This is a genomic window from Saccharopolyspora sp. 7B, assembly GCF_020177435.1.
GTDB lineage: Bacteria > Actinomycetota > Actinomycetes > Mycobacteriales > Pseudonocardiaceae > Saccharopolyspora_C > Saccharopolyspora_C gregorii.
Window position 1 is genome coordinate 13,642 of sequence record NZ_JAIUKC010000135.1, and the last position, 13,591, is coordinate 27,232.

The 13,591-nt window shown below is 74.7% G+C and carries 14 protein-coding genes; 11 read left to right on the forward strand and 3 right to left on the reverse strand.

Annotated elements, in window-relative coordinates; translation table 11 throughout:
• The first annotated feature begins 95 nt into the window (after positions 1–95).
• The 8 genes from cysC to LCD33_RS20915 all read left to right on the forward strand — a co-directional run bounded on the left by cysC (position 96) and on the right by LCD33_RS20915 (position 9,005).
• Entirely contained in the window at positions 96–1,616 is a 1,521-nt protein-coding gene (cysC, locus tag LCD33_RS20880) for an adenylyl-sulfate kinase (RefSeq protein WP_255617674.1), read from the forward strand.
• Positions 1,613–2,497, forward strand: a complete 885-nt coding sequence (locus LCD33_RS20885; RefSeq protein ID WP_224978175.1) for a sulfite exporter TauE/SafE family protein — start codon at positions 1,613–1,615, stop codon at positions 2,495–2,497. Before cysC ends, LCD33_RS20885 begins: the two co-directional genes overlap by 4 nt.
• Entirely contained in the window at positions 2,494–3,267 is a 774-nt protein-coding gene (locus tag LCD33_RS20890; protein ID WP_224958721.1) for a 3'(2'),5'-bisphosphate nucleotidase CysQ, read from the forward strand. The genes LCD33_RS20885 and LCD33_RS20890 overlap by 4 nt, the downstream gene beginning before the upstream one ends.
• The gene (cysD, locus tag LCD33_RS20895) at positions 3,267–4,178 is read left to right on the forward strand and encodes a sulfate adenylyltransferase subunit CysD (RefSeq protein ID WP_224958722.1); all 912 of its coding nucleotides are present in this window, start codon (positions 3,267–3,269) and stop codon (positions 4,176–4,178) included. The genes LCD33_RS20890 and cysD overlap by 1 nt, the downstream gene beginning before the upstream one ends.
• On the forward strand, positions 4,178–5,464 hold the full coding sequence (locus LCD33_RS20900; RefSeq protein WP_224967835.1) for a sulfate adenylyltransferase subunit 1: 1,287 nt from the start codon (positions 4,178–4,180) through the stop codon (positions 5,462–5,464). Before cysD ends, LCD33_RS20900 begins: the two co-directional genes overlap by 1 nt.
• Positions 5,465–5,520: 56 nt before the next feature.
• Positions 5,521–6,183 (forward strand): sulfotransferase family protein, encoded by a 663-nt coding sequence (locus LCD33_RS20905; protein ID WP_224967837.1) that lies wholly within the window; start codon positions 5,521–5,523, stop codon positions 6,181–6,183.
• Between the two features lie 62 nt (positions 6,184–6,245).
• Positions 6,246–7,772, forward strand: a complete 1,527-nt coding sequence (locus LCD33_RS20910) for an arylsulfotransferase family protein (RefSeq protein ID WP_224978176.1) — start codon at positions 6,246–6,248, stop codon at positions 7,770–7,772.
• Between the two features lie 114 nt (positions 7,773–7,886).
• Complete coding sequence (locus LCD33_RS20915) at positions 7,887–9,005, forward strand: PLP-dependent lyase/thiolase (protein ID WP_224978177.1); 1,119 nt, start codon at positions 7,887–7,889, stop codon at positions 9,003–9,005.
• 21 nt (positions 9,006–9,026) lie between these two features.
• On the opposite strand, the gene LCD33_RS20920 is transcribed toward LCD33_RS20915, so the two are convergent.
• Entirely contained in the window at positions 9,027–10,013 is a 987-nt protein-coding gene (locus LCD33_RS20920; protein WP_224967843.1) for an NAD(P)-dependent oxidoreductase, read from the reverse strand.
• Positions 10,014–10,078: 65 nt separating this feature from the next.
• Complete coding sequence (locus LCD33_RS20925; protein ID WP_224958729.1) at positions 10,079–10,504, reverse strand: universal stress protein; 426 nt, start codon at positions 10,502–10,504, stop codon at positions 10,079–10,081.
• 313 nt (positions 10,505–10,817) lie between these two features.
• Here LCD33_RS20925 and LCD33_RS20930 point away from each other — a divergent pair, with 313 nt between their 5' ends.
• The gene (locus tag LCD33_RS20930; RefSeq protein ID WP_224978178.1) at positions 10,818–11,987 is read left to right on the forward strand and encodes a S8 family serine peptidase; all 1,170 of its coding nucleotides are present in this window, start codon (positions 10,818–10,820) and stop codon (positions 11,985–11,987) included.
• A 173-nt stretch (positions 11,988–12,160) separates the two neighbouring features.
• Complete coding sequence (locus LCD33_RS20935; protein ID WP_224958733.1) at positions 12,161–12,562, forward strand: hypothetical protein; 402 nt, start codon at positions 12,161–12,163, stop codon at positions 12,560–12,562.
• Positions 12,563–12,589: 27 nt separating this feature from the next.
• On the opposite strand, the gene LCD33_RS20940 is transcribed toward LCD33_RS20935, so the two are convergent.
• Complete coding sequence (locus tag LCD33_RS20940; RefSeq protein WP_224958734.1) at positions 12,590–12,922, reverse strand: plasmid stabilization protein; 333 nt, start codon at positions 12,920–12,922, stop codon at positions 12,590–12,592.
• A 184-nt stretch (positions 12,923–13,106) separates the two neighbouring features.
• Between LCD33_RS20940 and LCD33_RS20945 the strand changes: the two genes are divergently transcribed.
• Positions 13,107–13,591: Rieske (2Fe-2S) protein (locus LCD33_RS20945; protein ID WP_224978179.1), on the forward strand; the 485-nt coding region annotated here is incomplete at its 3' end.

Genomic DNA, 13,591 nt, shown 5'->3' on the forward strand with positions numbered 1-13,591 from the left:
CGTCAAGGCTGGAAATGTGCCGGTGCGGTGGGAAAAATGCGATGTGGCGAGAAGTGGACACCGGGGTTCACCCGTCGATCCCACTTCGGCACGGTATGCATCAAGTCGGCCCCGACCAGCGGACAGAGGTGCGTGTGAGCGCGAGCAGAGCGGAGCCTGAATGTCCCGGCCCTGACGGGACGATCCCGGGCTGGACCCCCGAACCCGCTGAACTGTCCGATGTGGAACTGCTGCTGGACGGTGCCTTCGGGCCGTTGACCGGATTCCTCGGCGCCGCCGACGTCGGCTCGGTGCGCACCCGGCGCCGGTTGCTGGACGGCACCTCGTGGCCCGCGCCGATCGTGCTGCCGGTGCCCGCCGACCTCGCCGACGCGCCCCGGATCGAGCTGCGCGACGCCGAAGGCGCCCCGGTCGCGGTGCTGCGCAACGACGATCCCTGGTCCGACGGCACCACCTGCTTCGCGGCCGGAGAGCTTCGCGCCGCGGCCGACCCCGCCGGAGCGCTGCGCCGGATGCGCCCGCCCGCCGCCGAGGTCCGCGCGGACCTGCCCGCCGGGCCAGTGCTCGGCGTCGTCGCCGACGCCCCGCTGCACCACCGCGAACTCGCGCAGCTGCGCGAACTCGCCGCCGAGTTCGACGGGCACGTGCTGCTGCTGCCCCGGATGACCGGGCCGCGCCCGGAACTGCTGGTGCAGGCCCTGCTCGCCGCCCGCCCGCAGCTGCCCGCGGGCACCGCGGTCGTGCCGGTCCCGCTGGCCCGCCGGCCCGACCCGAAGGCCGACGCGGCGCTGGCCGCGCAGGTCGCCGCCGCCTACGGTGCCACCCACCTGGTCACCGCCGACCCGGTCGAGGACTCGCCGATCACCGTGGTCGCTCCGCCCGAACTGGTCCGCGACTCCGCCGACGCCTGGATCCGCGCCGAGCGGGTCGAACCCGGCTGCGGGCGCGGCGGCCTGGGCGCCGAGGAGCTGCGCGCCCGCCTCGACGAGGGCGCCCCGCTGCCGTCCTGGTTCACCACTCCGGCGATCGCCGAACACCAGCGCAGGCTGCACCCGCCGCTGTCCGAACGCGGCTTCACCGTGCTGTTCACCGGCCTGTCCGGGGCGGGCAAGTCCACCCTGGCCCGCGCGCTGCGCGACGAGCTCAGCCAGCACGACCACCGGGCGGTGACGCTGCTGGACGGGGACGTGGTGCGCCGGACCCTCTGCGAAGGCCTCGGGTTCTCCGCCGCCGACCGCAGCCGCAACGTGCGCCGCATCGGGTTCGTCGCCTCCGAGGTCACCCGGCACGGCGGCGCGGCGATCTGCGCGCCCATCGCGCCCTACGCGGCCGACCGGGACGCGGTGCGCCGCATGGTGTCCGACTGCGGCGGGTTCCTGCTGGTGCACGTCGCCACCCCGCTCGGCGAGTGCGAACGCCGCGACCGCAAGGGCCTGTACCGCAAGGCGCGGGCCGGGGCGCTGCCCGAGTTCACCGGCGTGTCCGCGCCCTACGAGCCGCCCACCGACGCCGACCTGGCGCTGGACACCTCCGGGCTGTCCCAGGACGAAGCCGTCGCCCGGGTCGTGGCGCTGCTGCGGGAACGGGGCTGGGTGCGCTCGTGGACCTCGGAGTGACCCTGACCGGTCTGCTGACCGGATCGCTGGTCGGCCTGACCGGGATGGGCGGCGGTGCCCTCACGATGCCGCTGCTGACCGTCGTGTTCGGCGTGCCGCCGCTGGCCGCGGTGTCCACCGACCTGGTGGCGGGCGCGGTGATGAAACCGGTGGGCGCGGCCGTGCACCTGCGGCGGCGCACCGCTCACCTGCCGACGGTCGGCCTGCTGTGCCTGGGCTCGCTGCCGTGCGCGCTGCTCGGTTCGCTGCTCGCGGGCCGGCTCGGCGCGGGCACCGGCGCGGTGCTCAAGGGGGTGAGCGCGGCCGCGGTGCTGCTCGCCGCGGTGACCCTGGTGGTGCGGATGCGCCTGGACCGCGGACGTCCGGCGTCCGGCGCGGCACCGCGAATCCGGCCGGTCCCCGCCGTGCTGCTGGGCGCGGCCGCCGGGTTCGTCGTCGGCACCACCTCGGTCGGTTCCGGGTCCATCGTCATCGTGTGCCTGCTGCTGCTGGACCGGGCGATGAGCTCGGCGCGGCTGGTCGGCACCGACCTGGTGCAGGCCGTGCCGCTGGTGCTGGTCGCCGCGCTGGGCCACCTGCTGCACGGCCAGGTCGACCTCGGGTTGGTGGGCTCGCTGCTGGCCGGTTCGCTGCCCGGGGTGCTCGCCGGATCACTGCTGTCGGCGCGCATCCCGGACCGGCCCGTCCGGGTGCTGCTGGGCGGCATGCTCGCCGCCAGCGGGGCCATGCTGGCCGGAACGGGGGCGGCGGTGGCGGCGGCGCTCGGCGTGCTGGTCGCGCTCGCCGCCGCGGCGGTGTCGTTCGGATGGTTCTCCCGCGGTCGGGCGCCGGCCCCGGCGGGGGAGCGGATCGATGCCGGCGCCGAAGGAGGAACCGGGTGAAGGCGGACGATCACGAGCTGGCCGCGCGGCTGGCGGACGAGGCCGGGCGGTGCCTGCTGGAGCTGCGCGCGCGCCGCCGGTCCGAAGTGGACGGCAAGGTGCTCGGCGACGAGGGCGACGCCGCCGCGCACGAACTGCTGCTGGCCGCGCTCGCCGAGCAGCGCCCGCAGGACGCGGTGCTCTCCGAGCACGGCACCGCAGGTCCCGAGCGCTCCGGCGGCGGCCGGGTGTGGATCGTGGATCCCCTCGACGGCACCAGGGAGTTCTCCGAACCGGACCGCCCCGACTGGGCCGTGCACGTGGCGCTCGCCGCGGAGCACCAGGTGCGGGCCGCCGCCGTGGCGCTGCCCGCCGCGGGCCTGGTGCTCGGCACCGGCAGCCCGCCGCGGGTCCCGGCCGCGCACGGCGGGCCGCCGCGCATCGCGGTGAGCCGCAGCCGCCCGCCGGAGTTCGTCGCCGCCGTCGCCACCGCGCTCGGTGCCGAGACCGTCCCGATGGGCTCGGCAGGCGCCAAGATCAGCGCGGTGGTCCGCGGCGAGGTCGACGCCTACCTGCACGCGGGCGGCCAGTACGAGTGGGACAGTGCCGCCCCGATCGGCGTGGCCCGGGCCGCCGGGCTGCACACCAGCCGCCTCGACGGCTCGCCGCTCGTCTACGACCGACCCGACCCGTGGCTGCCGGACCTGCTGGTCTGCCGCCCCGAACTGGCCGAACCGCTGCTGGCGGCGGTGGCCGCCGCACCTGGAACACCTCCCGAGGGGAGCAGTTGATGCCCGCCCGACGCGCCCTGTCCCGCCTGGACGTCCTCGAATCCGAGGCGCTGCACCTGATCCGCGAGGTCGCCGCCGAGTTCGACCGGCCCGCGCTGCTGTTCTCCGGCGGCAAGGACTCCGCGGTGCTGCTGCGGCTGGCCGAGAAGGCGTTCTGGCCCGCCCCGATCCCGTTCCCGGTGCTGCACGTGGACACCGGCCACAACTTCGAGGAGGTGCTGGAGTTCCGGGACCGCCGCGCCGCCGAGCTCGGCGTGCGGCTGGTGGTCGCGTCCGTGCAGGACTCCATCGACGCGGGCCGCGTCGTCGAGCAGGAGGGCCGCGGCGCCAGCCGCAACCGGGCGCAGACGGTGACGCTGCTCGACGCCATCGCCGAGCACCGGTTCGACTCGCTGTTCGGCGGCGCCCGCCGCGACGAGGAGCGGGCCCGCGCGAAGGAGCGGATGCTGTCCTTCCGCGACGCCTTCGGCCAGTGGGATCCGCGCAACCAGCGCCCTGAGCTGTGGAACCTCTACAACGGGCTGATCGGCCCGGGGGAGAACGTGCGCGCGTTCCCGCTGTCGAACTGGACCGAGCGCGACATCTGGACCTACGTCGACCAGGACGGCGTGGAGCTTCCCGCGCTGTACTTCGCGCACCGGCGGAAGGTCTTCGAACGCGACGGCATGTACCTCGCCGACAACCCGTTCGTGCACCGCGATCCGGACGAGGTGCTCACCGAGAAGTCCGTGCGGTTCCGCACCATCGGCGACATGACCTGCACCGGGGCGGTGCCGTCCACCGCGTCCACGGTCGCCGAGGTGATCGCCGAGATCGCCGCCACGAAGGTCACCGAACGCGGCCAGACCCGTGCCGACGACCGCGCGAGCGCGGCGTCCATGGAGGACCGCAAGCGAGAGGGGTACTTCTGATGAGCCTGCCCACCGATGCGGAGGAACGGAGCTTCGCCCCCGCCGACAGCCTGCTGCGGTTCGCCACCGCCGGGGCCGTCGACGACGGCAAGAGCACGTTGATCGGCAGGCTGCTGCACGACTCCCGCTCGCTGCTGGCCGACCAGCTGGAGATGCTGGAGCTGGTCGGCCGCGAGCGCGGCGACGACGGGCTGGACCTGGCGATGGTCACCGACGGCCTGCGCGCGGAGCGCGAGCAGGGCATCACGATCGACGTGGCGCACCGGTACTTCGAGACCGCGCACCGCGCGTTCATCATCGCCGACACGCCCGGGCACGCCCAGTACACCCGGAACATGGTCACCGGGGCTTCCACCGCGGACCTGGCGATCGTGCTGGTCGACGCCCGCAACGGGCTCACCGAGCAGAGCCGCAGGCACGCGGTGCTGGCCGGGCTGCTGCGGGTGCCGCGGCTGGTGCTGGCGGTGAACAAGATGGACCTCGTCGACCACGACCACGAGGTGTTCGCGGCGATCACCGCGGAGTTCGCCCGGTTCACCGCGGAGCTGGAGCTGCCCGAGGTCACCGCGATCCCGATCTCGGCGCTGCGCGGCGACAACGTGGTGCACCGCTCGGACCGGATGCCGTGGTACGAGGGCCCGTCGCTGCTGGAGCACCTGGAGCGGGTGCACATCGAGGACGACCGCGCGGCCGGGGACTTCCGGCTGCCGGTGCAGTACGTGATCCGCGCGCCCGAGCGGGACTACCGGGGCTACGCGGGCCAGATCAGCGGCGGTTCGGTGCACGAGGACGCCGAGGTGCTGCACCTGCCCTCGGGCTTGCGCACTCGGGTGACCGCGGTGGACACCGCGGACGGGGCGCTCGCCGAGGCCAGGGCGCCGCAGTCGGTGTCGGTGCGGCTGGCCGACGAGATCGACGTGGGGCGCGGCGACCTGCTGTGCGCCCCGGACGCCCCGCCGGCGGCGGCGACCGAGCTGACCGCCCGGGTGTGCTGGATGGCGGCGAACCCGGTGCTGCGGCCCGGAACGCGGCTGCTGCTCAAGCACACCACGCGCACGGTCAAAGCCCTGGTCACCGCGGTGCACCACCGGGTGGACGTGACGACGCTGCACCGCGAACCGGCCGCGGAGCTGGGCCTCAACGACATCGGCGAGGTCGGCCTGCAGCTGGCGCAGCCGGTGTTCTGCGATCCCTACGAGCGCAACCGGCTCACCGGCGGCGGCCTGCTGGTCGACGAGGCCACGCACGCCACCGTCGGCGCCGTGATGATCACCGAGGCGCGGTGAGACCCGGCGCCGGGAGGCGCCATCGGAAAGAAGCGAGCACGACTAGGAGCAGCACCATGGTGAAGATCATCGGAGCCGGTTTCGGCCGCACCGGGACCGCGTCGATGAAGGCGGCGCTGGAGCACCTCGGCTTCGGGCCGTGCTACCACATGTTCGAGGTCATCGCGGAGCCCGAGCGGATGCGGGACTGGGCCCGCGCGCTGGACGGGCCGGTGGACTGGAACCAGGTCCTCGGCGGCTATCGGTCCACTGTGGACTGGCCGGGCTGCACGTTCTGGCGCGAGCTGATGGAGGCCTACCCGGACGCGAAGGTCCTGCTCACCACCCGCGACCCGCAGCGCTGGTACGACAGCACCTTCGACACCATCTACCAGTTCGTGCAGGACCCGCCGGGCGACTCGGACGACACGTTCACCACGAAGCTGCGCCCCACCATCGAGCGGATGATCTGGAACGGCACCTTCGACGGCCGCTTCGAGGACCGCGCGCACGCCATCGAGGTGTTCGAGCGGCACAACGCCGAAGTCCGCGCCACCGTCCCCGCCGACCGGCTGCTGGAGTACCAGCCCGGCCAGGGCTGGGAGCCGCTGTGCGAGTTCCTCGACGTGCCGGTCCCGGCCGAGGACTTCCCGCACGTCAACGACAGCGCCTCCATCCGCGACCTCGCCGAGCAGGTCCGGAGCGAAGGGAAGTTCCCCTCCCCGTTCAGCAACGCCTGACCCGGCCCGCGGTGCCGCGGCACCGCGCCCGCGTCCCCCGAATCACTCCGAGGAGCCGACCGATGACGACCCACCCGCGCGAGTTAGGCCGCCGCAGCGTGCTGCGGATGCTCGCCGCCGCCTCCGCCGTCCCCGCCCTGGTGAGCACCGGCACCGCCGCGACCGCCGCCGCAGCGGCCGCACCCGCGCCCCGCGCCGGGACGCGCGCCGGCCACACCTTCGTGAGCCGCCCCGACCTGAACCCGCCGCAGGTCGCCATCAGCACCCCCGCCGCCGGCGTCCGGCCCGGCCACGTGCTGCTCACCCCGGCCGGGGCGAACAAGCTCGACCCCGCGGCCGCCGCCCGGCGCGCCGACTTCCAGCCCGGCGCGCTGATCATGGACGACCTGGGGCAACCGGTGTGGTTCTCGCACCCCGCCGAGGGCGTCATCGCCGACATGCAGGTGCAGCAGTACCAGGAGAAACCGGTGCTGACCTTCTGGGAAGGCGCCATCCACGTCCCGCCGGGCTTCGGCACCGGGCAGTTCGCGATCCTCGACGAGAGCTACCAGCGCATCGCGACCGTGCGGCCCGCCAACGGCCTCGAAGGCGACATGCACGAGTTCGTGATCACCCCGCGCGGCACCGCGCTGATCATCGTCTACACCGAGGTCCGCGCCGACACCACGCCCGTCGGCGGCGCGGCGAACGCGAAGGTGCTCGAAGGCGTCGTGCAGGAGATCGACATCGCCGGCGGCGAGCTGCTGTTCGAGTGGCGCAGCCTGGAGCACGTCGCCATCGAGGAATCCTTCTACCCGGTACCCGCGGACCCGGAGGAGTGGTTCGACTACATCCACCTCAACGCGGTCTGCGAGGACGGCGACGCGCTGCTCGTCTCCGCCCGCTGCACGCACGCCGTCTACCGCATCGACCGCGGCACCGGCGAGGTCACCTGGCGGCTCAACGGCAAGAAGAGCGACTTCGAGATGGGGCCGGACGCCGCGTTCGCCTGGCAGCACGACTGCAGGCGCCGCGAGGACGGCACGATCAGCCTGTTCGACAACGCCGCCGCCGCACCCGGTCGCGGGCGCTCGCGGGCGCTCGTGCTCGACGTCGACGAGCAGGCGCGCACCGCGACCGTGCGGCGCAGCCACGAGAGCCCGGAGGGACTGCTCGCGCCGAACCAGGGCAACACCCAGCTGCTCGACGAGGGCCACCTGTTCGTCGGCTGGGGCGGGGAGCCGTACTTCACCGAGTTCGACGCGGACGGCGAGGTGCTGTTCCACGGCAACTTCGTCGACTCCATCACCTCGTACCGCGCGTTCCGGTCCTCGTGGGTCGGCAGGCCGCTGGACCGGCCCGCCGTGGCCGGGCAGGCCGGGGACGGCGTCACCAGCGTGTACGCCAGCTGGAACGGGGCCACCGAGGTCGCCGCGTGGCGGGTGCTGACCGGGCCGGACGAGGCGAACCTCGCGCCCGTGCAGGACGTGCCGCGCACCGGTTTCGAGACCCGGGTGGACGTGCCCGGCGACGCCGCCTTCGTCGGCGTGCAGGCGCTCGACGCCCGGGGCGAGGTCCTCGGCGACTCCCCGGCGGCCGAAGTCGCCTGATCGTGCCGGCGGAACGGCCCGGTCGGCCGCTCGACCGGGCCGTCCGGGACCGGTCCGCGCGGCGAACCGGGGAAGCTAGGGTGCGCGGTGGTCCTCCGTCCGGTTCGCACGATCGTGAGCACGCCCATGCCGCACGCCCCGCAGGTGACCACGAACGAACGCCTCGTCGCGCTCGACTGCCTCGGCTGCGGGCGCTCGCACCCCGTCGGCGACCTGACCGCCGGCTGCCCGGACTGCCTGGAGCGCGGCACCCCGGCGAATCTGCGCTGCCGCTACGACGGGGACCCGTTCGGGCAGCTGCCGCTGCGCGGCGCCCGCACCCTCGGCGAAGGCGGCACCCCGCTGTTCCCGCTGCCCGCCGAGCTCGCCCCGGACGGCGTCGAGGTGTGGGTGAAGAACGAGGCCGCGAACCCGACCGGTTCGCACAAGGACCGGTTCAGCTGGGGCGCGGTCGGCCGGGCCGCCGCGGCGGGCTGCGCGGGGGTCGTGGCCGCGTCCTCCGGCAACGCCGCGGTGTCGCTGGCCGCCTACGCCGCGCTCTACGGGCTGGAGTGCGACCTCGCCGTCACCACCGCCGTGCCCGCCCCGATCGTCGACGCGGTGCGCGCCGCCGGCGCGCGGCTGCACGTGTTCGAGGACGCCGAGCAGCGCTGGGACTTCGTCCGCGACCGCGCCGCCGATCCGGGTCGGCTCGCGGTGACGAACTACGTGCGGCCCGCCGTGGGCAGCAGCCCGTTCGGCGTGGACGCGATGCGACCGCTCGGCTGGGAGGTGGTGGACGGCCTCGGCCGCGTCCCGGAGCACGTGCTGCTGCCGACCGCGCGCGGCGACCTCGCCTTCGGCGCGCACCTCGGGTTGCAGGAGGCGGCGCGGCGGCACGACCGGCCGGGCCCCCGGGTGCACCTGGTCGAACCGTTCCCGCGGCTGAGCGCGGTCCGCGCGGGCGCGAGCGTGCACGACTCCTTCCCGGGGACGGCCACCGGCGCCCCGTCGATCGGCGGCGGCTCCACCACGGTGCAAGCGCTGCGGGTGCTGGCGGAATCCGGGGGAGATCCGGTCGTCGCCGACGGGGCCGCAGCGGCCGCGGAACGGCTGGCGCGGCACGGGATCCTGCTCGAAGGGGCCAGCGCCCTGGTGCTCCCCGCGCTGCACCGGCTGCAGGGATCCGGCCGCATCGCGCCGGGCGAGACCGCCGTCCTCGTCGCCACCGCCCACCCCTTCAAGGGTCTCTGACCGCCGGGGAACCGCGCCCCGTCAGGACCGGGTGTAGACCCCGTGCGGGTACGGGTGGTAGCCCTTCGCGCCGACCGCCCTGGTCAGCGGGCTGCGGACGTCCTCGTCCGCGCGCAGCAGGTCCAGCACGTGCCGGAAGTCCCACCGCGGCGTCCAGCCGAGGTCCGCACGGGCCCGGTCGTTGGCGTACACCCGGTCCAGCGAGGGGAACATCCGCCAGCCGCGCCGCGCGTACTCCGCCTCCTGGTCGGGGAACAGCCGCCGCACCACCTCGGGGGCGTCGGTCCGCAGCAGCGCCGCGTCCTGCGGGGAGAACGGGGGAGTGGCGCTGATGATGTAGCGGCCGAACCCGAGCTGCGGGGCCCGCGCCAGCGCCAGCCGGTGCGCGTCCACCGCGTCCTGCAGCTCCACCCGCCGGTACAGGTGCTCGTTGACCTTCGCGTTGAGCCCGTCGTAGGCGGTGCGGACGTCCTCGCGGTCGTCGTCCTCCGGGAAGAAGCGGGAGGTGCGCAGCACCACCACCGGCAGCCCGTGGTCGCGGTGCACCAGTTCGCAGACCTGCTCGGCGGCGATCTTGGTGACACCGTAGACGTTGCGCGGCACCGGCACCACGTCCTCGGTGATCCACGCCGCGGGCTCGCCCGGTGCCGGGGTCAGCGCGCGGCCGAACGCGCTGGTGCTGCTCGTGAACACGAAGCTCCGCGCCCCCGCGGCCACGGATTCCTCCAGCAGCGCGAGCGTCCCGCTGACGTTGGTGTCCACGAACGCCTGCCGGTCGTGCGAGCCGACGTGCGGCTTGTGCAGCGTCGCCGCGTGCAGCACGCCGGTGACTCCGTCCAGGCAGCGGCGCAGCAGCTCCCGATCGGTGATCGAGCCGGTGGCCGTGGTGAACCGGGACGGCAGCAGGTCCAGCCCCACCACGTCGCGGCCTTCGGCGCGCAGGCCGCGCACCAGCGCCTCCCCGAGGTGGCCTGCACTGCCGGTGACCAGGATCTTCTCGTCGTTCACGCGGGCCGACGCTACGGGTCTGCGTCGCGCGGGGAAAGCGGTTTTCGCGGCGCGGGCCGGAGCCCTCATTCGCGGACGATGACCACCGGGCACTTCGCGTGCACCGCGCAGCGCTGGCTCACCGAGCCCAGCAGGGTGCGGTAGAAGCCGCCGTGGCCGCGGCTGCCGACCACCAGCAGCTCCGCGCCGTCGGCGGCCTCCAGCAGCGCCTGCGCGGAGTGCCCGTGCACCACCACGCGCTCCACCGCGCTGCCCGGCCCGGTCACCGCGTCCACCGCGTCGTGCATGTTCCGCTCGGCGGCCTGCTGGAAGTCGTCCGGCGGCATCGGCCCGCCCTCCCAGCTGTAGAACGCCGGGTATTCCCAGGCGACCACGGCGCGCACCGCGGCGCCGGTGTGCTCGGCCTGCCGCATCGCCCAGCGCAGGGCCGCGCGGGACGGCTCGGACCCGTCGACACCCACGATGATCACGTTCTCGGTCGTGCTGTCCATGCGCCACCTCGTTGGTGTGGTCCGCCGCCCCGGCGGCGGAGGGACTCGCGCTCCGCGGCCCCCAGTGTGCGACGAACGGGCGGGCCGCCGGAACCCCGGCGCCACCGGTCGAGCGGAACTCCTCCGGTTCGGAACGGAACTCTCCGTGTCGTGCTCGCCGATCAGGGGTCACCCGGCACGGTGGGTGAGGGTGAATTTCCCGCTGTGCAAGGGAAAAACGGGGGATCATCCGCACACGACCGGCGTCTTGCCGGGACGGGTGGGACGGGAGTTACCTCAAGGGGCACGTTTCACCGAGAGCAAGGGGGCGATCATGACCGCAGCCGAGAGTGGAACCACCGGCCGCTACCTGGTCCTGCTGGAGGACGACGCGACGGTGCTCGGTGCCCGGGAACTCAACCGGCTCGCCGGTATCCGCACCGCCAGCACCGCCGTCGCCGCGGGCGCCGCGCCCGGAGCGCTGTTCAGCGGCGCAGGCGGCGTCGTGCTGCACGAACTCGGCGTCGCGCTCGTCGACGCCGACCCGGAGCAGTTCACCGCGCTGCAGAACTCGGTGCGCGAACGCGGCACCCCGCTGGCGGCGATCGAAGCAGAGCGCCGGGTCTTCGCCATCGGATCCCCGCAACCCGCCGCCGACGCCGAAGTCACCTGGGGCCTGCGCGCCGTCCGGGCCGACCAGAGCACGCCCACCGGCAAGGGCATTCGGGTCGCCGTGCTCGACACCGGCTTCGACGAGCAGCACCCCGACTTCGCCGGCCGGGACGTCGTCACCGGGTCCTTCGTGGAGGGGCAGGACGCCCACGACGGGCACGGCCACGGCACGCACTGCATCGGCACCGCCTGCGGACCGCGCAGCACCCAGTCCGGCCCGGGCTACGGCATCGCGTCCGAGGCGTCGATCTACGCGGGCAAGGTACTCAGCGACGAGGGATCCGGCGGGGACAGCGGGATCCTGTCCGGCATCCAGTGGGCGATCTCCAACGGCTGCTCGGTGGTGTCGATGTCGCTGGGCGCGCCGACCGAACCGGGGCAGCCGTTCTCCGAGGCGTTCGAACGCGTGGCGCGGCGCGCCATCGAGCGCGGCACGCTCATCGTGGCCGCCGCGGGCAACGAGAGCCAGCGGTCGGCGGGAGCGATCGCGCCGGTCGGGCACCCGGCGAACTGCCCGTCGATCCTCGCCGTCGGCGCGGTGGACGAGCAGGGCGCGGTCGCCGACTTCTCCTCCGGCACGGTGGATCAGATCGGCCAGGTCGACGTGGTCGGGCCGGGGGTGGACGTGTACTCCAGCTGGCCGGGCCAGGAGCGCTACCGGAAGCTCAGCGGCACCAGCATGGCCACCCCGCACGTCGCGGGCGTCGCCGCGCTGCTCGCCCAGCAGTACCCGGAACGGGCGTGGGGCCTCTGGGCTCGCCTCGCGCAGAACGCCAAGCGCCTGCCGCTGCCATCCACCGACATCGGCGCGGGCATCGTCCAGGCACCCTGAGCCCGGTTCCGCGGGTGGCGGGTGCGCTTCGCGCGCCCGCCACCCGCGCTGCCAGGTGTGCCCGTCCCCCGTTCCGGGTAGTCCGCGCGCAGCCGGTCAGGTCCGCTGCCCCCGCTGTCCCGCGGGGCGCCGGCGGCGGATCTTCCGGCAGGCGATCGGCCGGGGGGACGGAGATGAGCACAGGCGACGCAACCGGCGGTGGCCGGACCGGTCGAGAACCGGGCCGGGCGGCGGCGGTCGACGAAGCGGTCCGCGCGCGCGAGGAGATGGGGGCGGCGCTGGACGGCGCCGACCGCGCGGTGGAACCCGCGTCGATCCCCGACGCCCGCACCGAACCCGGCGGCGAGCCGGGCGCGCTGTCCGCGCGGGACGCGCTGCTCGACGTGGCCGTCCGCGGGCACCGGCTGGCGCTGCTGCTGGACGGTCTCGCCCGTCGTTACGCCACGCCGGGAACCGCGCGGCCCACCGACGCGCACGTGGCCCTCGACCAGGCCGCGGGGGGGGCGGAGGACCTCGGCAACTGCGTCCAGGCCGCGGCCGCCGCCATAGCCGAGCAGCACGACGCGGAGCGGTGAACGCCCCGCCGCCGTGCGCCGCCGGAGTCAGCTGCGGGACAACGCCTTCTCCAACTCGGCCTTGCTCATCTTCGAACGGCCGCCGATCCCGGCCCGGCGCGCGTCCTGGTAGAGCTGCGCCTTGGTGCGGCCGAGCGGCCCGGTGCGGTTCCCGGAGCGCAGTCCGCCGCGGCGCTCCGGTGAGATGTCCTGCACCGAGGTCTTGCTGCGCCGCTTGGCCTGGCCCTGCTGCGCGCGTTCCTTGTTCACGGTGCGGGCGGCGATCTCCTCGGCCCGGCCTTCGCTGCTGCCGCGCCGTTCGGCGCCGTGCTTGATGTGCTCGTACTGCCGTTCCTGCTTGCGGTTCGCTCCGGCGGGCATGGTGCTCCTCCTCCGACGAGGCGGTGTTCCGGTTCCGCTCTACCCGCGGATCGACGGCGGTACACCTCCGGATGGGGACGGAATCCCCTTGCGCGTTCGGCGGAATCCGTTCCGCGGCCGCGCGGGGAGCGGGCCGGCCGCGCCGCTCGGGACTACGCTGCACCGCTGACGAACGGGAGTGCGCATGGGTGAGCAGGGAGTGCGGTTTCCGCTCCGGCGGATCCGCTCGCCGCGCTGGGCGGAGCAGCCGGGCACCTGGCGGCAGGCGCGGCCGGAGCTGATCGCGGCCGCGCTGCGGCGCGCGCAGGCCCGGCCGTCGGGGAACTGGTTCGTGCTGGCCGGGAGCCGGGAGATCTCCGCGTCGCGGCCGTTCGGGCGCACGGTGGCCGGTGTGGAGCTGGTGGCGTGGCGCGACGGATCAGGGGAGTTGCACGTCGGCCCCGGTGCCTGCCCGCACCTGGGCGCCCCGCTGCGGGAGGCGCGGCTGCACGAGGGACGGCTGGTGTGCCGCTGGCACGGGATGTGCCTGGGGGAGGGGACCGCGGGCTGGCGCACCTTCCCCGCGCACGACGACGGGGTGCTCGCCTGGGTCCGCTTGGACGCGGCCGGCGGGGAGGCGCCGCTGCCCGCGCCCGTGCTGCCGACCCGGCCGCCGGCGGCGGGCAGCGT